Below are 16,560 nucleotides of genomic sequence, written 5' to 3'. Positions count from 1 at the left end.
CCATGGATCCTCACCACCTCAATGTCTGGAGCCACGTCGGCACCGGCGCCCTGGCACTGCTGATCGGTCTGGTCCCGCTGTTCAGCCGAAAGGGCGGACCGTTGCATCGGTGGTCCGGTCGGGCGACGGTGGGGCTGGGGGCCGTGGTGCTAGCCAGCGCCGTGATCGCCGATGTCTTGTTCGATCCGCCCGCGCCCCTGGTCGCGGCGACGCTGAGCGCCGGATACCAGTATCTGAGCGGGCTGCGGACCTTGGCGCTGAAGCGGGCCGGACCCGGCCTGCCCGACATTGCTCTCGCCCTGACTGGGCTTGGCCTGGTGGCACTGCTGGGCCTGCACATGGGATCGGGCAGTGCCTCGTGGCCGCCGGCGATCGGCTATGCGACCATCGGCTTCATCACCACCATCATCCTTTACGATCTGAGCCGCCACCTGTGGATCGAGCCCTGGCGTCGGCGTGTCCGGCCGCTGGACCATGGGGTCAAGATGATCGGCTTCTACTTCGCGATGCTGTCGGCCGGGTCTGGTAATCTGCTGGCGCAGTTCCAGCCCCTAAGCCAGGTTCTTCCCTCGGCGATCGGCATGCTGGCGATGATCGGGTTCGTCGTCTGGTACAGCCTGAACCCGATCGAACGAAGGGCGATGCAGGCAGCCTAAAGAGCTAAGCCGCGCGGGCGATGACCCGGTCGCGACCGCTGGCCTTGGCCTCGTACACGCCCTCATCGGCGCGCTTCAGCAGGGCGTCGGGGGTATCGCCCGCCCCGATGGACGCGGCCACGCCGATCGAAATGGTCACGGTCAGATGTTCGCGGCCGCCCATGACCCGGAAGGGCGTGGAGCCCACGTCGCGACGGATGCGCTCGGCGATGCGATGCGCGTCTTCGATCGTTGTGCCGGGCATGACCACGACGAACTCCTCGCCGCCCAGTCGGCAGGGCAGATCGACGGCGCGAACATTGGTCGCCAGACGCACGGCGAACTCCTTCAGCACCTCGTCTCCGGCATCGTGGCCGAAACCGTCGTTGACCTTCTTGAAGTGGTCGATGTCGAGGACCAGCACGGACACCGGGTCTCCACCCTGTGCGGCACGGCTGACGAAGGCCTGCAGCTGTCCGGCCATGTAGCGGCGGTTATGCAGCCCAGTGAGCGCGTCCGTGACCGCCATCTCCAGGCTGTAGTCGAGCTTTTCGCGCAGGAAGTCGGTGTATCGCTTGCGTCGGACCTGGGTCCGCGCGCGGGCAGCCAGCTCCTCGGGATCGACGGGCTTCATCAGGATGTCGTTGACGCCCAGCTCCAGCGCCTTGACCAGACGCGGCCGGTCGGCGGGATCGACAACGGCCAGAATAGGCAGATGCCGCGTCGGCTCGGCAGAGCGCACCTGAGCGATCAGACGCAGGCCGTCGAACTCGGCCGCCGCCACATTGACGATCATCAGGTCGATGGGGGTCTTGGACGCGATCAGGCCGGCGGCCGCATCCGTCTCGATCACCGGACGATGTTCGCGGATCAGTTCTTCGGCGATTCTGGCCGCCTGGCGCGCATTGTCGTCGACGATCAGGACGCGGCCGCCCGAGCCCCGCAGACGCCCGGCGCCATCGGTCGTGACACCCAACCTTCGGCCGCTTTCCTCGCGCTCGCGCAGCTCGTCCATGACCAGTTTCAGCCGGGTCAGGGAGCGGACACGGGCGAACAGCACGATATCGTCCAGCGGCTTGGTCACGAAGTCGTCGGCCCCGGCCTCCAGCCCCTTGATCCGATCCTCGCGCCCATCCAATGCCGTCACCAGGACGATGGGGATGTGGTTGGTGGCCGGGTCGGCCTTGATCCGGCGACAGGTCTCGAACCCGTCCATGCCCGGCATCATGACGTCCAGCAGGATGATGTCGGGCTTTTCCGACGCCGCCAGCCGGATGGCCGAAACCCCGTCGCTGCACGTCAGCACGTCATAGTATTCCAGCGTCAGCTTGGCCTCGAGCAGGCGGACGTTCGCCTCCACATCGTCGACCACCAGGATACGCGCGGTCATCGCCCTACCCCGCCATGACCGGAACGCCGAGGTGTTTGCGCACCGTTTCCAGGAACGGCATCACCGAGATCGGCTTGGAGATATAGGCCTCGCAGCCCCCCTGACGAATGCGCTCCTCGTCGCCCTTCATGGCGAAGGCGGTCACGGCGATGATCGGGATGTGGGCCAGTTCCTCGTCGTCCTTCAGCCATTTGGTGACTTCCAGGCCGCTGATTTCCGGCAGCTGGATATCCATCAGGATCAGGTCGGGCATGTGCTGGCGCGCCAGGGCCATCGCCTGCAGCCCCTCGCGGGTCTGAAACGTCTGATAGCCCTGGGAATCGAGCAAATCATGAAAGAGCTTCATGTTCAGCTCGTTATCCTCGACGATGAGGACTTTCTTGGACATCTTCACCCGGTCTGATCGCCTGATCTCTCACGCGGAGTGCGCTCGAGGAGTCTGGCCTTCTTGGATTGGGTTATGGCCGATCCAGTCTTAAGTTGGGGTGAAGTCGGAATCCCAAGCGTGGCCATAAACGCCATCTGTCGAGAATGCCTCTGGACCGGAGCGGACGCGGTGATGCGCTGCCCGGCCTGCGGTTCGCCGCGCGTGGTGTCCGACCCCGAGCTGTCCAGTCTGTCGATCGCCCATCTGGACTGCGACGCCTTCTATGCCTCGGTGGAGAAGCGCGACCGGCCCGAACTGCGCGACCGGCCGGTGATCGTGGGCGGCGGGACGCGCGGCGTGGTCTCGACCTGCTGTTACATCGCTCGGCTTTATGGCGTGCATTCCGCCATGCCGATGTTCAAGGCGCTGAAGGCCTGTCCCGACGCGGTTGTCATTAAGCCCAGCTTTGCCAAATACGTCCCGGAATCCGAGCGCATCTTCCGCATGGTCGGGGAACTGACGCCCCTGGTTCAGACCCTGTCGCTGGACGAGGCCTGGATCGACCTGACCGGCACCGAGCGGCTGAACGGCGGCTCCCCTGCCCTGCAACTAATCAGGCTGCAAAAGCGGATCGAGGACGAGACGGGCCTGTCGGTCTCCATCGGCCTGGCTCCCAACCGGTTCCTGGCCAAGATCGCGTCGGAGCTGGACAAGCCACGCGGGTTTTCCGTCATCGGGGCGGCGAACGCGCAGGCTCTGTTAGCTCCCAAGTCGGTCCGCATCCTGCCCGGCGTCGGGCCGGTGTTCGGAAAGACCCTGATCAGCGACGGGTTCGCCACGGTCGGCGATCTGGCCAATGCCGACGTGCGCGATCTGGTCAAACGATACGGCGAGACGGGTCTACGGCTGCACGACCTGGCCCACGCCCGCGATGCGCGATCGGTGAATCCCGAACACGACCGGCGGGGCATGAGCGCGGAAAACACCTTCAACACCGACCTGACGTCGCAGGATGACCTGGAGGGCGAGCTTTGGCCTCTGTGCGAGAAGGTGGCGTCCAAGGCCCGGCGCGACGGCGTGGCCAGCCGCGTCGTGGTGCTGAAACTGCGACGGACCGACTTCAAGATCGTCACGCGCCGGACGACGATGCCCGAGCCGGTCCAGACCGCGCGCGCCTTGTTCGCCATCGGGCGTGAACTGCTGAAGCCGGAACTGGGCCGCCCCTATCGTCTGATCGGGATCGGTCTGGCCGACATCCAGGACGCCGAAGACATGCCGCCGGCCCTGTTTGACAGCGGTGAGGCGCGCACCCTGAAGACCGAGACCACGATCGATGCTCTGCGCGCCAAATTCGGAGCCGGCGCGGTCGTGGCGGGACGGGCGTTGAAGCGTCCTTAAGGCGCGTCGGGCAGACTGCTCCCATGCCCGCCCTTCTCGACAAGATGCGTCGCCGCGCCGGTCGCTACCTGGATGTTCGTCCCGCGCCGATCAGGCCCGACCGTGGCGTCTTCAGCCTGTCGTTCGACGACATCCCCGCCAGCGCCTGGACCGAGGCGGGGCCGATTCTAGCCGAGCACGGGATCAAGGCGACCTATTACGTCTGCGGTGGTCTGGAGAGCGGCTCCAACATGGACCTGCCCCAGTTCACGACCGCGCATTTGCAGGCGCTGTGCGAGGCGGGTCACGAGGTCGGTTGCCACACATTCAGTCACGCCAATTCGCTGCGGATGTCGGCGTCCGACTATGCCGCCGATCTCGACCGCAACGCCGCCTGGGTGGCCGAGCGGCTGGACGAACACCGGATGACGACCTTCGCCTGGCCATTCGGCGATGTGGCGCGGGGGACCAAGGCCGTCGTAGCCGACCGCTTCGATCTGGCACGAGGCATCCGCGATGGTTTCAACGCCGGTTCAGCCGACCGCGCCAACCTGCAGGCCATCGGTCTGGAGAGCCGCCGCCTGCCCGGCTACGACCTGGAGGCGCTGATGGCGGAGACGGCCGAGCGGAAAGGCTGGCTGATCGCCTATGGGCACGACGTGATGGACACCCCGACGCCCTATGGCTGCACGCCGGACGACCTGGACCGGGTGATCCGGCTGGCCAATGCCGCCGGCCTGGAGATCATGCCGGTCGGGGCGGCGTGGGCGCGGATGCAGTGACCCTTCTCCCCTTGCGGGAGAAGGAAGACTAAGCCGCCTCCGACATCTCCATCGCCACCTTCCGCTGTTCCGCCCACGGGATCAGCGTGGCGCGCGGCCAGGCGACCAGCCAGGAGCTGGGGGTATATTCCCCGCTGTCGATCAGCGCCTTGCGCGTCGGCGAGGACGCGCTGGCCCGTTCCGAATGGATCGGTGCGGGACCCTGGTGGATGATGAAGGCGCCGCCCTTCAGCGGGTTCAGCCGCAGATAGGCCAGACGCGGGCTGATGGTCTCAAGCGGAGGATCGTAGAACCAGCTGGATCCGATCATCCCGGCCAGCTCGGGCCGGGTCTTGCAGATCGCGGCGGCGGTGGCCCAGGCGCGGTCCCAGCCGGCCTCGTTGAAGTCGGCCAGTTGGCGGCTTTCGGTGTGAACTTCCAGCCAGGGCTTCTTCCAGCCCTGAGCGCGCACATAGTGGATCAGCTGTCCCCAGCCATGACCCTCGCGGCCGTTCCGCACCACCTGCCCCGGCCCCATCGGCGAGGACAGGTCGATCGTCTGGGTCAGGGCCCCCGGCACGCTGAGGACCAGGGCCATGCGCACGTCCTTGGCCCAGTGATCGGCGTCATAGGGCGCGTCGCCCGCGTCCGCCGCCGTCAGGAACTCGGCCATCCTGTCGAGCCAGTAGGGATAGAGCTCCATCACCTCGCTGGGCAGGGCGGCCTGCCTGGCGCGTCCCGGCAACTCCAGCGCCCAGGTGGCGACCAGCGCGCGGCGCATCGCGTCCGTCGCGTTCTCGCCCAGAGCCCGATCGGCGGCATGGGCGGGCAGGTCGAAGTTCCAGTGCGATGCAGAGGCCACCGCCGGGTCCACGGCCTCGACCGAGGCGATGTCGACCCGCGCCCGCTCTTCGGCGGTCAGGCTGGCCCGGATGGCGCTGAACGCCGCGACTTGGGTCTGAGAGAGCGTTTCCATACAGGCAGCATGCCACACGCCGGTTGGCGAACCTTTAAGGGCTGGCGAGAGGTCGCACCCCCGCGCTAAACCGCGCGCAATCCCTATCTGGAGTCTGCCATGTCCATCGCCACCCGCCTGACCGAACTCGGCATCGACCTGCCCCAGCCCGCCGCGGCCGTGGCCAACTATGTGCCGTTCGTGCGGACCGGCAACCTGGTCCACATCTCGGGCCAGCTGTCGAACGACGCCTCGGGCGGGCTGAAGGGCACGGTGGGCGTGGACGTGACGCCGGACCAGGCGCAGGCCGGTGCCCGCCTGTGCGGCATCAACCTGCTGGCCCAGCTGAACGCGGCCCTGGACGGTGATCTCGACCGCGTCGTGCGCGTCGTGAAGCTGGGCGGCTTCGTCCAGGCGGGTCCGGGCTTCACCGCCATTCCCGCCGTCATCAACGGCTGTTCGGACCTGATGGTCGAGGTGTTCGGCGACGCCGGCCGCCACGCCCGCTCGGCCGTCGGCGTCTATCAGCTGCCGCTGGGCTTCGCCGTCGAGGTGGACGCCGTCGTGGAGGTGCGTTGAGCGCCCAGCCCGAGTTCATTCTTCAGGTCCACGACAGCATCGCCGCCATCGGCCGCGAGGCCTGGGATGCCTGCGCCGCACCGACCGGCGACCCCTTTGTCAGTTTCGACTTCCTTCACGCCTGCGAAGCCTCGAACAGCGCGGTGCCGAGCAAGGGCTGGGGCCCGCGTCATCTGACCCTGACAGGGCCGGACGACGCGGTGCTCGGATGCATGCCGCTGTATCTGAAGGGTCATAGCCAGGGCGAATACGTCTTCGATCACAGCTGGGCCGACGCCTACCAGCGGGCGGGTGGGCGCTACTATCCCAAGCTGCTGGGGGCCGTGCCCTTCACGCCCGCGACCGGCCCGCGGTTCCTGCACGCGCCCGACACCGACGCGGCGACCGTGCGCGCGGCCCTGATCCAGGGAGCACTGACGTTGACCGAGCGGCTCGGCGTGTCGTCGCTGCACGTCAACTTTTCGACCGAACCCGAATGGTCGGCCATGGGCGAGGCCGGGATGCTGCGCCGCCAGGACATGCAGTTCATCTGGCGGAACGACGGCTATGAGACCTTCGAAGCGTTCCTGGCCGCCCTGTCATCGAACCGGCGCAAGACCATCCGCCGTGAACGTCGCGACGCCAAGGCGGATCTGGACATCCGGGTGCTGACCAGATCAGACCTGACGGAGGCCCACTGGGACGCTTTCTTCGACTTCTACCAGGATACGGGTGCCCGCAAATGGGGCCGGCCCTATCTGACCCGCGCCTTCTTCTCGATGGTCGGCCAGACGATGGCCGACCGTATCGCCCTGGTCATGGCGTTCCGGGGCGATACCCCCATCGCCGGGGCGCTGAACTTCATCGGCCGCGACGCCCTGTACGGCCGTCAGTGGGGCGCGCTGGAAGAGGTGCCCTTCCTCCATTTCGAGCTCTGCTACTACCAGGCGATCGAATTCGCCATTTCGCGCGGCCTGTCGCGCGTGGAGGCGGGTGCCCAGGGCGAGCACAAGATCGCGCGCGGCTACCTGCCCAGTCCCGTCTATTCCGCTCACCACATCGCCGACATGGCCCTGAGGGTGCCGGTTGAACGCTACCTGGAGCAGGAGCGCGCGGGAGTGCAGGGCGAGATCGTGGCCATGACCGACGAATTGTCTCCCTATCGACGCTGATCGTGCCGGAGCGGCGACGTCGCCTCTGGGCGAACAGCTATACCCGCTCCCAAAACCCAAACGGCGACGGCGCGTTAGCGGACGTGGGTCGCGGCGAACGGGTCGCGCTGGGAGGATACGGCCGTGCTGACGATGCTTGTGGTGGTGGCGGTGGTGTCGGGTGCCCTGGTCGTGGGCGCGGCGTGGGGCGTGTTCTGGACCCTGCCGAAGAAGCTCGAGGGCTTCCTGATCGCTCTGGCGGGCGGAGCCCTGATCGTCTCCGCGGTGTCGGAACTGATCGAACCGGCGATCGAGGCGTCTTCGCTGTGGATTGTCACCCTGTCGGTCGCGGCCGGGGCCCTGATCTTTACCCTGGTCGACCGGTGGGTCGAGCACCGGTTCGGCACCGAAAGCGGCGGCGGGCTGCTGGCCTCGATCAGCCTGGACGGAATTCCTGAGAACCTTGCGCTGGGCGTCGCCCTGATCGGCGCGAAACCGCTCGAAGTCGCGGCCCTGGCCGGTTCGATCCTGCTGTCCAACCTGCCCGAGGCGGCCGGGGGCGCGCGGGACATGGCCGAGAAGCGGTCCAAGGTTCAGGTCATGGGCCTGTGGGCGGCGACGGCGGTGCTGCTGTCCATCGCGGCCGTAGCCGGCAATCTGTTGCTGAAGGGCGTCGGCGACGAGGTCCTGGCCATGATCCGCTGTTTCGCCGCCGGCGCGGTCGTGGCGTCCCTGGCCATCACCGTCTTCCCCAAGGCCTTTCGTGAGGACAGCTATGCCACCGGCATCGCCACGGCGCTGGGTCTGCTGCTGGCCATCGGCCTGGGGGAACTGGGCCAGGGCGGCTAGGCAAGACCCCGCGATCGCAACGGTCTATGATCGGCGAATCCCATGCCCATCCGCCGCCTCCCGCCCGAAACCGTCAACCGCATCGCCGCCGGCGAGGTGGTCGAACGCCCGGCCAGCGCCATCAAGGAGCTGGTCGAGAACGCGCTCGACGCCGGGGCGACCCGGATCGAGGTCCAGGCGGACGGCGGCGGCCTGTCACGCATCCTGATCGCAGACGACGGCCACGGCATGGAGCCGGACCAGCTGGCCCTGGCGGTGGAACGGCATGCGACGTCGAAGCTGGAGCCCGACGACGCAGGCGATGTGGACCTGCTGCGTATCCACACCCTGGGTTTCCGGGGCGAGGCCCTCCCCTCCATCGGCTCGGTCGCGCGCCTGACCATCACCAGCCGCTCGACAGGCGGCGAGGCTCATCAGATTACGGTCGAGGGCGGCGACACCCGCCCCGTCGCGCCCGCCGGCTTCCCCGGCCCGCACGGCGCCCGCGTCGAGGTGCGCGACCTGTTCTACGCCACCCCGGCGCGGCTCAAGTTCATGAAGTCGGAACGCTCCGAGGCCATGGCCATCTCGGAGGAGATCAAGCGCCAGGCCATGGCGCACGAGGGCGTCGCCTTCACCCTCGATCTGGACGGCCGCACCACCCTGCGTCTGCCCGCCGAACATCCGGGCGACGAAGGCCGGCTGAAACGTCTCGCCGCCCTTCTGGGCCGCGATTTCGAGGCCAACGCCATGCTGATCGACCAGTCGCGCGAGGGCATCCGCCTGTCGGGCTACGCCGGCCTGCCGACTTATTCGCGCGGTAACGGCGGACACCAGTATCTGTTCGTCAACGGCCGCCCGGTGCGCGACCGGCTGCTGCAAGGGGCGCTGCGCGGGGCCTATGCCGACTTCCTGGCGCGCGACCGTCACCCGGCGGCGGTGCTGTTTCTCGAGATCGATCCTCTGTTCGTCGACGTCAACGTGCACCCCGCCAAGGCCGAGGTCCGATTCCGCGATCCGGCCATGGTGCGCGGCCTGATCGTCGGGGCCTTGAGGCATTCGCTGCATGCCGCCGGGCACCGCGCCTCGACGACCGTGGCGGACAGTGTGCTGGCCGGGTTCACGGCGCACACGGGCACGTCCTTCAGCCCAACCTCGCCGACGTCGCAGAGCTTCGCGGCCAGCGGATTCAGCGGCTGGACCGGCTGGGACCGGCCGACTGCCGCCAACCAGGACATCCCGGGGCTCAGCGAGCGCAGTGCCCGCGTCGAGGCCCCGCCGCCCGGTTTCTCCGCCTGGCCCGAGCAGTCCGGCGCAGCCAACCCCGCCGACCCCATCGACCAGCCCCTGGGCGCCGCTCGCGCCCAGGTCCACGGCACCTACATCGTCGCCCAGACCCGCGACGGCATCGTCGTGGTCGATCAGCACGCCGCCCACGAACGCCTCGTCTATGAGCGGATGAAGGCCCAGATGGCCGAGGGGTCGGTCACCCGCCAGGCCCTGCTGACGCCCGAGGTGGTCGAACTGGACCCCGCCGAGGCGGATCGGGTGGTCTCGCGCGCCGACGAACTGGCGCAGCTGGGCCTGATCGTCGAACCGTTCGGCGGCGGTGCGGTTCTGGTGCGCGAAACCCCCGCCCTGCTGGGGGACACCGATGTTCAAGGCCTGATCCGCGACATCGCCGACGACCTGGCCGAACACGGCGCGGCCCTGGCCCTGTCAGAACGCCTGGGCGAGGTCTGCGGCACCATGGCCTGCCACGGCTCCGTCCGCGCCGGTCGCGTCCTGTCCGCGCCCGAGATGAACGCCCTGCTCCGCCAGATGGAGGCCACCCCGCACAGCGGCCAGTGCAACCACGGGCGCCCGACCTATGTCGAGCTCAAGCTGGCGGATCTGGAGAAGCTGTTCGGGCGGCGCTAGATCCGCCGCAGGAACAGCACCCGCGCCGCGCCATAGTCGCGCGCGTCCAGCCGCTCATAGCCGGGCGTCTCGATCTCCGGCTCGTCCGACCCGCGCTCGAACACGACCGTCGCATCGGATTTCAGCCAGTTACCCTCCAGCAGTCGCTGCAGGGATTGTTCGCCGAGCCCCTTGCCATAGGGCGGATCGAGAAACGCTACATCGAACGCCTCCCCGTCCGATCCCGGCCGCGCGCCCAGATCGATGGCGCTGCGCCGGTGCACCCGGGTCGCCCCCATGATGCCATAGGCGTCCGCGTTCTCCCGGATCGCGCCACGCGCCGCCTCGTCGGTCTCCACGAACAGGCAGAAGGCCGCGCCTCGGCTCATGGCCTCGAACCCGAGCGCGCCCGATCCGGCGAACAGGTCCATGACCCGCGTGCCCTGAAGCGGCCCGGCCCAGGCGGCGTGTTCCAGCACGTTGAAGATCGCCTGGCGCGCGCGGTCCGACGTCGGGCGCGTGCCCAGCCCCTCCGGCGCGACGATGGCGCGGCCCTTCAGCTTTCCAGAGACGATTCTCACGGGAAACGACGGTTGGCCCAGACCAAAAAGCTCGTCAGACCCACGATCACCGTAGCCAGCCCGCCGGTAAGCCAGATCGGCGCATGGATCCCCAGACCCAGCGACAGGCCGCAACTGGCCGCAGGCATGAAGGTCTGCATCAACATGGCCGCGGCCCGGCGCAAGACATGACGACGAGGGCGGAGAGCGTCGGCGACGAAAGCCGCGTATCCATAGGTCAGGCCGCTGGCCATCCCGATCAGCGCCACCAGACCGAAATAGACGGCGAACGTCTCTCCAGTGACCGGCGGCGTGTACATGAGCACCGTCACGAACGGCATCAGGGCGATTCCCGCCAGGACGAGCATGTTCAGGACGAAGACCCCGGTCGTGAAACGCACCATTCCCAGAAACAGCCGACGATGGGCGTTCCAGAAGATGGCGACGACGGCGAAACTCAGCAGGAAAGCGGCGAGCATGCCCGCGCCTTCCCTGACCAGGGTCGAAAACCGGCCGTCCCAGTCGTGGGGAGGGTGCAACTCGATCGCCAGCAGGGTGATGGCGATGGCGAACACGCCGTCGGAGAAGAACAGCAGCCGATCCAGGCTGTTGTCCTTCATGTGGCCGTGATCGTGGGTCGGTTCGGTCATTCGCACCTCATGGCATCCACTGTTTCACGCCTTGCCGGCCGGCCCAGACACGCAGCAGGCGGATGCCCGCGACGATCAGCAGGGGAATGACGAGCGCGCCCACGCCCGCTCGCCCAGCGCTCACCAGTGCCATCACCGGCAGGACGACGGTCGGGATCAGCATGACGGCGGCCACCACGACGACGGCGCGGAACGGCGGGGCCTCGGTGAACAGATGGGGTTTAACCAAGGCCGCGTAGAGCCACAGCAAGGTGTTGGACAGGCCGATCGCCGCGACCAAGCCGACATAGATCGCGAACCCGGCACCGGACGGTCCGCCCTCTGTCACCAGGCTGGACACGACAGGCACCAGGGTGATGAAGGCCAGCAAAAAGAAGTTGGCGATCGTCAGACCGATGTCGGCCGACTTGAAGCGGCCGAACATCCGGCGATGGTTGATCCAGTAGCTGGCGATGATCAGGAAGCTGACCACGAAGGCCAACAGAGGCCGCCAGGCCCCGTTCATCAGGCTTTGAAAGCCACCATCCCAGTGCTCGGGTGGGCGCAACTCCAGCGCCAGCAGCGTGATCGCGATGGCGAACACGCCATCGGACAGCATGATCAGACGCTCCAGCGCATAGTCGCGCTCGGGCTTGCCGGCCTCCAGCATTTCCATGGTCATCCGCCCGGCCCCCTCAGGTCAGCACACGACGATCCGACAGCCGCGTCCGGCCGTCAACCGCGCGGCTTGCCCCCCGTGCGGGGACCTGTGGGACGCCCGGCCCCGCCCGTGCCCGACCGGGGACCGGATGGACGGCCGGCCCCACCCCCGGCCCGCGGCTTGAACTCCCGCTTGGTGGTGTCCGCATCGCGCGCCCAGGTCGCTGATTTGGGACCGATCATCTTGTCCTCGCGCGGCTTGAAGGTCCGGGCCGGACGGTCGGTTGCGGCGGCGTCCTCACGCGGTTTCCACGGTTTCTTCGTCGCTGGGCCACGCGGGTTCGGCGGCGCGGCCTTGGCCCATCCGGCCTTCTTGGGTGGGCGATTGGCGCGCTCGGCCCCCTCGACCTGGGCGGTCGCCGCGGCACGGACGCGGCTGGGCTTTCTCGACGGGTCCGACATGGCCGAACCGGAAGCCCCCGTGACCTTGGGTGCGCCGGTGCGGCGGCCAGGGATCGGCGCCGGCGTCTCGACCGTATTGCCCTGCGGCAGGTTGTCTGGACGGATATGCTCGCCCAGCAGTTCGCGGATCACGCGCGGGCCGACCTCCTCGACCGACCCCGCCGCCAGGGTGCCCAGCTGGAACGGCCCATAGGCCAGCCGGATCAGCCGGTTGACGGTCAGGCCAACCGATTCCAGCACCTTGCGGACTTCCCGGTTCTTGCCCTCGGTGATCTGGACGCTGATCCACAGATTGGCGGCCTGCGAGCCGTCCTCCTTGGTCGTCGCCTTGTCGATGGTCGCCTCGACCGGGCCATAGCGGACGCCGTCGACGGTGACTCCGTCCTTCAGCTTGTCGAGCTCGGCCTGGGTGACCCGCCCCCGGGCGCGCGCCCGGTACTGACGCACCAGGGCCGTTTCCGGCAGCTCCAGCGCCCGGCTCAGCTCGCCGTCGTTGGTCAGAAGCAGCAGGCCTTCGGTATTGATGTCGAGGCGACCGACCGAGATGACGCGCGGCAGGCCGCTGGGCAGGGCGTCGAACACCGTCGGTCGCCCGGCAGGATCGTTGTGCGAGGTCAGCAGACCGACCGGCTTGTTGTAGCGCCAGACGCGCGTCGCCTGGGCCGCCGCGATGGGTTTGCCGTCCACGGTGATGACGTCGTCACGGGTCACCAGGGTCGCCGGCGTGTCCAGGATACGGCCGTTGACCGCCACCTTGCCCAGGCCGATCAGGCGCTCGACCTCGCGGCGCGAGGCGATGCCCGCGCGGGCCATGGCCTTGGCGATCCGTTCGCTGCGTTTCGGCTCGGCCGGCACCGCGTCCTTGCCAGAGGGTTTGCCGCCCGGCTTGCCTCCTGCGCGAGGCCCCTTGGCCTTGGGCTCGGGGCGCGCGCCCTTGTCGGCGGGGTAGGCCCGACCGCTGCCGGAGCCGCGTCCACCCTCGGGTGCCTTGGCACTGGATTGGAACAGGGCGGCGGAGGCCGAGCCGGGGCGCGCGGAGCCGCTTTTGGGGCGGTCTCCGGGCTTGTGCGCCCTCGGGGCTTGACGGGGCTGCGGCTTCTTGTCGTTGTCGTCGGTATGGCGGGCCATGATGAGCGGTTCATGCGCATGGCACTGGACCTTGCGCAAGCGGCGGCGGACGCGGGCGAGGTTCCGGTCGGGGCCGTGATCGTCGACGAGGCGTCCGGAGATGTGGTCGCCAGCGGAGCCAACGCCCCGATTTCCGGGCACGATCCGACCGCCCACGCCGAGATTCAGGCCATCCGCGCGGCCGCGGCGGCTTTGGGCAATTATCGCCTCGGCGGCCTGACGCTGTATGTGACGCTGGAACCCTGTGCCATGTGCGCGGGGGCCATCAGTCATGCGCGAATCGGCCGGGTGGTCTGGGGCGCGGACGACCCGAAGGGTGGCGCGGTCGTTCACGGACCCCGGCTGTTCGAGCAGCCGACCCTGCATTCGCGTCCCGTCATCGAGGGCGGCGTTCTGGCCGAGGACTGCGCCAAGAAGCTTCGCGCGTTCTTCCGTGCACGGCGCGCCGGAACGCGAACGGGGTGAGCCCGTTACAGCCAAGCCTGACTGTCAGCGTTGCCGGAGTTTCCATGAAGTTCGTCCTCCCCGCCGCCCTGCTCGGTCTGGCTCTGCTCGGCGGTTGCGGGCAGTCGCGCTCGGCCCCGGACAGCGCCGATGCAGTCCAGCAGCGGGCCATCGAAGCCCAAACCGCGCGTCGGCGGACCGGCGCGGAGCTGCAGGATCGGGCCCTGAACCGCGTCGTCCGCGCCGTCTATCTCTGCGACAACGGCGAGCGCCTGACGGTCGACTTCGACAATCCTCGCCAGATGGCGACGGTGCGGAACTCTCACGGGGAGGCCGCTGACCTGTTCCAGGAACGCGCCGCCGACGGCATCTGGTATCGCGCCGGTCAAACCGAGCTGCGCGGCAAGGGCATCCTGGCCACCTGGACGGCCGACGGACGCGAAGACACGCAGTGCCGGGCGATCGACTGACGATCACGCGAAGCGGGCCAGCCTTGCGTCCAAACCGGACCTGACCGTCGGCCAGTCGTCGTCAAGAATGGCGAACTGCGCGGTGTCGCGCACGCGGCCCGTCCAGGTGATCTTGTGCTTTCTCAGCACCCCTTCGTCGCGCGCACCCAGTTTGCGAATGGCGGCCTGGCTGGCGAGGTTGACGGCATCGGTGATGATTTCGACCCGAACCGCACCCGCGTCGAAGGCATGGCCCAGCAGCAGACGCTTGCAGGCCGGGTTGATCGGGCCGCCCCGCGCCTCGGGCCGATAGAAGGTCGAGCCGATTTCGCAGCGGCGATGGTCGGTCCGGATTTCATACAGGCTGGTCGTTCCGACGAGGGCACCATCGTCCTGTCGCCGCACGGCCCAGGCGATCCGGGTGCCCGCGGCCATCGCTGCCAGCGCCCCGGTCCACCAAGCCTCGAAATGGGGACCATAGGCGGCCCCCACCATGATGTCCCACGATGCGGCATCGCAGTCCAGGGCGGCCCGCAGGGGTTCTTTGAGGTCAGCCGACAATGGCTCAAGCCGGACGAACCCGTCCTCCAGCACCACGGCCTCGATCTTCACCGAGCGCCCTGCTCGCTCAGAAACACGGCCAGGTCGGAGGCATCGACGGTCTTCTCGACGAACGCGTCCCCGATTGCGCGGGCGAGGACGAGAGTCAGTTTGCCGCCCTCCGCCTTCTTGTCCCCCGCCATACGCGCGATGAGCGCTTCGGCTGTGAAGGTGCCGGCCTGCGCCAGTTCGGTCGGCAGGCCCGCCCGCGCGGTCACCCCAGTCACCCGTTCCGCATCGGCGGCCGCGCAGCGACCCAGGCGGGCCGAGTAGCGGAACGCCAGCACACAGCCCAGCGCCACCGCCTCGCCATGCGTCAGGGCGGCTTCCTCGAAGCCCAGTTCTGCCTCGATCGCGTGGCCGAAGGTGTGACCGAGGTTCAGCAGCGCGCGGCGACCGGCTTCCTTTTCGTCTTCTCCGACAATGGCCGACTTGATCTCGACCGAGCGTATGACGGCCCGGGTCAGCGCATCGGGATCGCCCGTCGCCCCGACGGCTCCCTCGCTCGCCAGCCAGTCGAAGAAGGCGGCGTCGCAGATCAATCCATGCTTCAGCACCTCCGCCCAGCCCGAACGCAGCTGCACCTCCGGCAGGGTGGCCAGCACGTCGATGTCGGCCAGCACAAGCCGCGGTTGATGGAATGCCCCAACCAGGTTCTTGCCGCGCGGCGTGTCGATCGCCGTCTTGCCGCCGACCGACGAATCCACCTGGGCCAGCAGGGTCGTCGGCACCTGGACGAAATCGATGCCGCGCATGTAGAGCGCCGCCCCCAACCCGGCCAGATCGCCGACCACCCCGCCGCCCAGCGCCACGATGACATCCTTGCGGTCCAGGCCCGCCGCCAGCAGACGGTCCATCAGCCGCTCCAGCTCGGCGAAGGATTTCGAGGCCTCGCCCGCCGGGACCGTCACGATCTCGGTCTTGACGCCGGCCGCCTCCAGCGAGGCCTTCAGCGCCGGTCCATGCAGGGTGGCCACCGTCTCGTCGCTGACGACGACGGTCCGCCCGCGCTCGAAGGGGGCGATCCGCCCGCCCGCTTCCGCCAGCAGGCCGCGCCCGACCACGACATCATAAACCAGGAAGTCGCCGCCCCCGACCCGCACCACCGTCGTCATCGCGCCGTCTCCGTCGCCCAATGGGTCTGCAGGGCCTGAAGGATCGCCTCGACCGCCTGGGCATGGGCACCCGCACCCACGTCCACGGTCACATCGGCGTTCGCATAGACGGGGTAGCGGACCTCGGCCATGGCGGTCAGGGCCTGCAAGGGATCCTTGCCGCGCAGCAGGGGCCGCGTGTCGCGCCGTTGCACGCGCGAGGCCACGACCCCGATATCGGCCCTCATCCAGACCGAGGTGGCATTGGCCTTCATCAGGGCGCGCGTCTCGGGATTCAGAACCGCGCCTCCGCCGGTGGCCAGAACGATGGCCGGGCCCTCCAGCAGACGCCGCATGACCCGCGCCTCGCCCGCCCGGAACTCCGCCTCGCCCAGTTGGGCGAAGATTTCTGACACGGTCATCCGCGCCGCCGTCTCGATCGCGTCGTCGCCGTCGACGAAGGGAAGGCCCAGGCGTTGCGCCAGCCGTCGGCCCACGGTCGATTTGCCCACGCCCATCAGCCCGACCAGGGCTATGGTGCGGTCCGGCTTGGGAATCGGCGGCTGGGCGCGGTCGTGGCTCACTGGGATAGCGGACGGCAAAAAGAGGCAGG

General features: G+C 68.4%; 19 protein-coding genes. 9 read left to right on the top strand and 10 right to left on the bottom strand.

Annotated features, from left to right (window positions below; translation table 11 throughout):
- The first annotated feature begins 2 nt into the window (after positions 1-2).
- On the top strand, positions 3-656 hold the full coding sequence (locus AC1DW4_RS03730; protein WP_477015884.1) for a DUF2306 domain-containing protein: 654 nt from the start codon (positions 3-5) through the stop codon (positions 654-656).
- Positions 657-660: 4 nt separating this feature from the next.
- Here AC1DW4_RS03730 and AC1DW4_RS03725 read toward each other — a convergent pair whose 3' ends face one another.
- On the bottom strand, positions 661-2,025 hold the full coding sequence (locus AC1DW4_RS03725; protein ID WP_477015883.1) for a PleD family two-component system response regulator: 1,365 nt from the start codon (positions 2,023-2,025) through the stop codon (positions 661-663).
- A gap of 4 nt (positions 2,026-2,029) precedes the next feature.
- Positions 2,030-2,413: a response regulator gene (locus AC1DW4_RS03720; RefSeq protein ID WP_477015882.1), complete on the bottom strand. Its 384-nt coding sequence runs from the start codon at positions 2,411-2,413 to the stop codon at positions 2,030-2,032.
- A 117-nt stretch (positions 2,414-2,530) separates the two neighbouring features.
- Between AC1DW4_RS03720 and AC1DW4_RS03715 the strand changes: the two genes are divergently transcribed.
- Positions 2,531-3,790 carry a DNA polymerase IV gene (locus AC1DW4_RS03715; RefSeq protein WP_477015881.1) on the top strand — a complete coding sequence of 420 codons (1,260 nt, stop codon included), beginning with the start codon at positions 2,531-2,533 and terminating at the stop codon, positions 3,788-3,790.
- 23 nt (positions 3,791-3,813) lie between these two features.
- Complete coding sequence (locus AC1DW4_RS03710; RefSeq protein WP_477015880.1) at positions 3,814-4,551, top strand: polysaccharide deacetylase family protein; 738 nt, start codon at positions 3,814-3,816, stop codon at positions 4,549-4,551.
- 28 nt (positions 4,552-4,579) lie between these two features.
- Here the strand turns inward: AC1DW4_RS03710 and AC1DW4_RS03705 are convergent, their stop codons facing one another.
- Entirely contained in the window at positions 4,580-5,506 is a 927-nt protein-coding gene (locus AC1DW4_RS03705) for a hypothetical protein (protein ID WP_477015879.1), read from the bottom strand.
- Positions 5,507-5,605: 99 nt separating this feature from the next.
- Here AC1DW4_RS03705 and AC1DW4_RS03700 point away from each other — a divergent pair, with 99 nt between their 5' ends.
- The 4 genes from AC1DW4_RS03700 to mutL all read left to right on the top strand — a co-directional run bounded on the left by AC1DW4_RS03700 (position 5,606) and on the right by mutL (position 9,942).
- A complete protein-coding gene (locus AC1DW4_RS03700) occupies positions 5,606-6,064 on the top strand; it encodes a RidA family protein (RefSeq protein WP_477015878.1) in 459 nt (152 codons plus the stop codon).
- Positions 6,061-7,215, top strand: coding sequence for a GNAT family N-acetyltransferase (locus AC1DW4_RS03695; RefSeq protein ID WP_477015877.1), 1,155 nt, complete (start codon positions 6,061-6,063; stop codon positions 7,213-7,215). Before AC1DW4_RS03700 ends, AC1DW4_RS03695 begins: the two co-directional genes overlap by 4 nt.
- Before the next feature lie 123 nt (positions 7,216-7,338).
- The gene (locus AC1DW4_RS03690; RefSeq protein WP_477015876.1) at positions 7,339-8,043 is read left to right on the top strand and encodes a ZIP family metal transporter; all 705 of its coding nucleotides are present in this window, start codon (positions 7,339-7,341) and stop codon (positions 8,041-8,043) included.
- 42 nt (positions 8,044-8,085) lie between these two features.
- Positions 8,086-9,942: a DNA mismatch repair endonuclease MutL gene (gene mutL / locus AC1DW4_RS03685; RefSeq protein WP_477015875.1), complete on the top strand. Its 1,857-nt coding sequence runs from the start codon at positions 8,086-8,088 to the stop codon at positions 9,940-9,942.
- Here the strand turns inward: mutL and rsmD are convergent.
- From rsmD to AC1DW4_RS03665, 4 genes are read right to left on the bottom strand one after another with little or no spacing between them, the layout of a single operon-like run.
- Positions 9,939-10,502 carry a 16S rRNA (guanine(966)-N(2))-methyltransferase RsmD gene (gene rsmD, locus AC1DW4_RS03680; RefSeq protein ID WP_477015874.1) on the bottom strand — a complete coding sequence of 188 codons (564 nt, stop codon included), beginning with the start codon at positions 10,500-10,502 and terminating at the stop codon, positions 9,939-9,941. The genes mutL and rsmD overlap by 4 nt on opposite strands.
- Positions 10,499-11,131: a TMEM175 family protein gene (locus AC1DW4_RS03675; protein WP_477015873.1), complete on the bottom strand. Its 633-nt coding sequence runs from the start codon at positions 11,129-11,131 to the stop codon at positions 10,499-10,501. The genes rsmD and AC1DW4_RS03675 overlap by 4 nt, the downstream gene beginning before the upstream one ends.
- A 7-nt stretch (positions 11,132-11,138) precedes the next feature.
- Positions 11,139-11,792 (bottom strand): TMEM175 family protein, encoded by a 654-nt coding sequence (locus tag AC1DW4_RS03670; RefSeq protein WP_477015872.1) that lies wholly within the window; start codon positions 11,790-11,792, stop codon positions 11,139-11,141.
- Between the two features lie 53 nt (positions 11,793-11,845).
- On the bottom strand, positions 11,846-13,360 hold the full coding sequence (locus AC1DW4_RS03665; RefSeq protein WP_477015871.1) for a pseudouridine synthase: 1,515 nt from the start codon (positions 13,358-13,360) through the stop codon (positions 11,846-11,848).
- Positions 13,361-13,372: 12 nt separating this feature from the next.
- Here AC1DW4_RS03665 and tadA point away from each other — a divergent pair, with 12 nt between their 5' ends.
- Both tadA and AC1DW4_RS03655 read left to right on the top strand, forming a co-directional pair.
- Positions 13,373-13,825, top strand: coding sequence for a tRNA adenosine(34) deaminase TadA (gene tadA / locus AC1DW4_RS03660; RefSeq protein ID WP_477015870.1), 453 nt, complete (start codon positions 13,373-13,375; stop codon positions 13,823-13,825).
- Positions 13,826-13,869: 44 nt separating this feature from the next.
- The gene (locus AC1DW4_RS03655; protein ID WP_477015869.1) at positions 13,870-14,274 is read left to right on the top strand and encodes an MliC family protein; all 405 of its coding nucleotides are present in this window, start codon (positions 13,870-13,872) and stop codon (positions 14,272-14,274) included.
- Between the two features lie 3 nt (positions 14,275-14,277).
- Here the strand turns inward: AC1DW4_RS03655 and AC1DW4_RS03650 are convergent, their stop codons facing one another.
- Genes AC1DW4_RS03650 through AC1DW4_RS03640 form a run of 3 tightly spaced genes read right to left on the bottom strand, consistent with a single transcriptional unit; the run spans position 14,278 to position 16,549 of the window.
- The gene (locus AC1DW4_RS03650; RefSeq protein ID WP_477015868.1) at positions 14,278-14,865 is read right to left on the bottom strand and encodes a GNAT family N-acetyltransferase; all 588 of its coding nucleotides are present in this window, start codon (positions 14,863-14,865) and stop codon (positions 14,278-14,280) included.
- Positions 14,862-15,968 (bottom strand): 3-dehydroquinate synthase, encoded by a 1,107-nt coding sequence (gene aroB / locus AC1DW4_RS03645; RefSeq protein ID WP_477015867.1) that lies wholly within the window; start codon positions 15,966-15,968, stop codon positions 14,862-14,864. The genes AC1DW4_RS03650 and aroB overlap by 4 nt, the downstream gene beginning before the upstream one ends.
- Entirely contained in the window at positions 15,965-16,549 is a 585-nt protein-coding gene (locus AC1DW4_RS03640) for a shikimate kinase (protein WP_477015866.1), read from the bottom strand. The genes aroB and AC1DW4_RS03640 overlap by 4 nt, the downstream gene beginning before the upstream one ends.
- Between the last annotated feature and the right edge of the window lie 11 nt (positions 16,550-16,560).

This window comes from Brevundimonas sp. P2_A6, from assembly GCF_056404975.1.
Note: the sequence above shows the minus strand (reverse complement) of the source record. Positions and strands in the feature narration are given on the sequence as shown.

What these genes read in the sequence shown, in the direction of transcription:
- AC1DW4_RS03725 (WP_477015883.1), bottom strand. Translation starts at nt 2,025, where the DNA reads ATGACCGCGCGTATCCTGGTGGTCGACGATGTGGAGGCGAACGTCCGC.
- tadA (WP_477015870.1), top strand. Translation starts at nt 13,373, where the DNA reads ATGCGCATGGCACTGGACCTTGCGCAAGCGGCGGCGGACGCGGGCGAG.
- AC1DW4_RS03720 (WP_477015882.1), bottom strand. Translation starts at nt 2,413, where the DNA reads ATGTCCAAGAAAGTCCTCATCGTCGAGGATAACGAGCTGAACATGAAG.
- aroB (WP_477015867.1), bottom strand. Translation starts at nt 15,968, where the DNA reads ATGACGACGGTGGTGCGGGTCGGGGGCGGCGACTTCCTGGTTTATGAT.
- AC1DW4_RS03730 (WP_477015884.1), top strand. Translation starts at nt 3, where the DNA reads ATGGATCCTCACCACCTCAATGTCTGGAGCCACGTCGGCACCGGCGCC.
- mutL (WP_477015875.1), top strand. Translation starts at nt 8,086, where the DNA reads ATGCCCATCCGCCGCCTCCCGCCCGAAACCGTCAACCGCATCGCCGCC.
- AC1DW4_RS03665 (WP_477015871.1), bottom strand. Translation starts at nt 13,360, where the DNA reads ATGGCCCGCCATACCGACGACAACGACAAGAAGCCGCAGCCCCGTCAA.
- AC1DW4_RS03670 (WP_477015872.1), bottom strand. Translation starts at nt 11,792, where the DNA reads ATGACCATGGAAATGCTGGAGGCCGGCAAGCCCGAGCGCGACTATGCG.
- AC1DW4_RS03710 (WP_477015880.1), top strand. Translation starts at nt 3,814, where the DNA reads ATGCCCGCCCTTCTCGACAAGATGCGTCGCCGCGCCGGTCGCTACCTG.
- AC1DW4_RS03705 (WP_477015879.1), bottom strand. Translation starts at nt 5,506, where the DNA reads ATGGAAACGCTCTCTCAGACCCAAGTCGCGGCGTTCAGCGCCATCCGG.
- AC1DW4_RS03675 (WP_477015873.1), bottom strand. Translation starts at nt 11,131, where the DNA reads ATGACCGAACCGACCCACGATCACGGCCACATGAAGGACAACAGCCTG.
- AC1DW4_RS03700 (WP_477015878.1), top strand. Translation starts at nt 5,606, where the DNA reads ATGTCCATCGCCACCCGCCTGACCGAACTCGGCATCGACCTGCCCCAG.
- AC1DW4_RS03655 (WP_477015869.1), top strand. Translation starts at nt 13,870, where the DNA reads ATGAAGTTCGTCCTCCCCGCCGCCCTGCTCGGTCTGGCTCTGCTCGGC.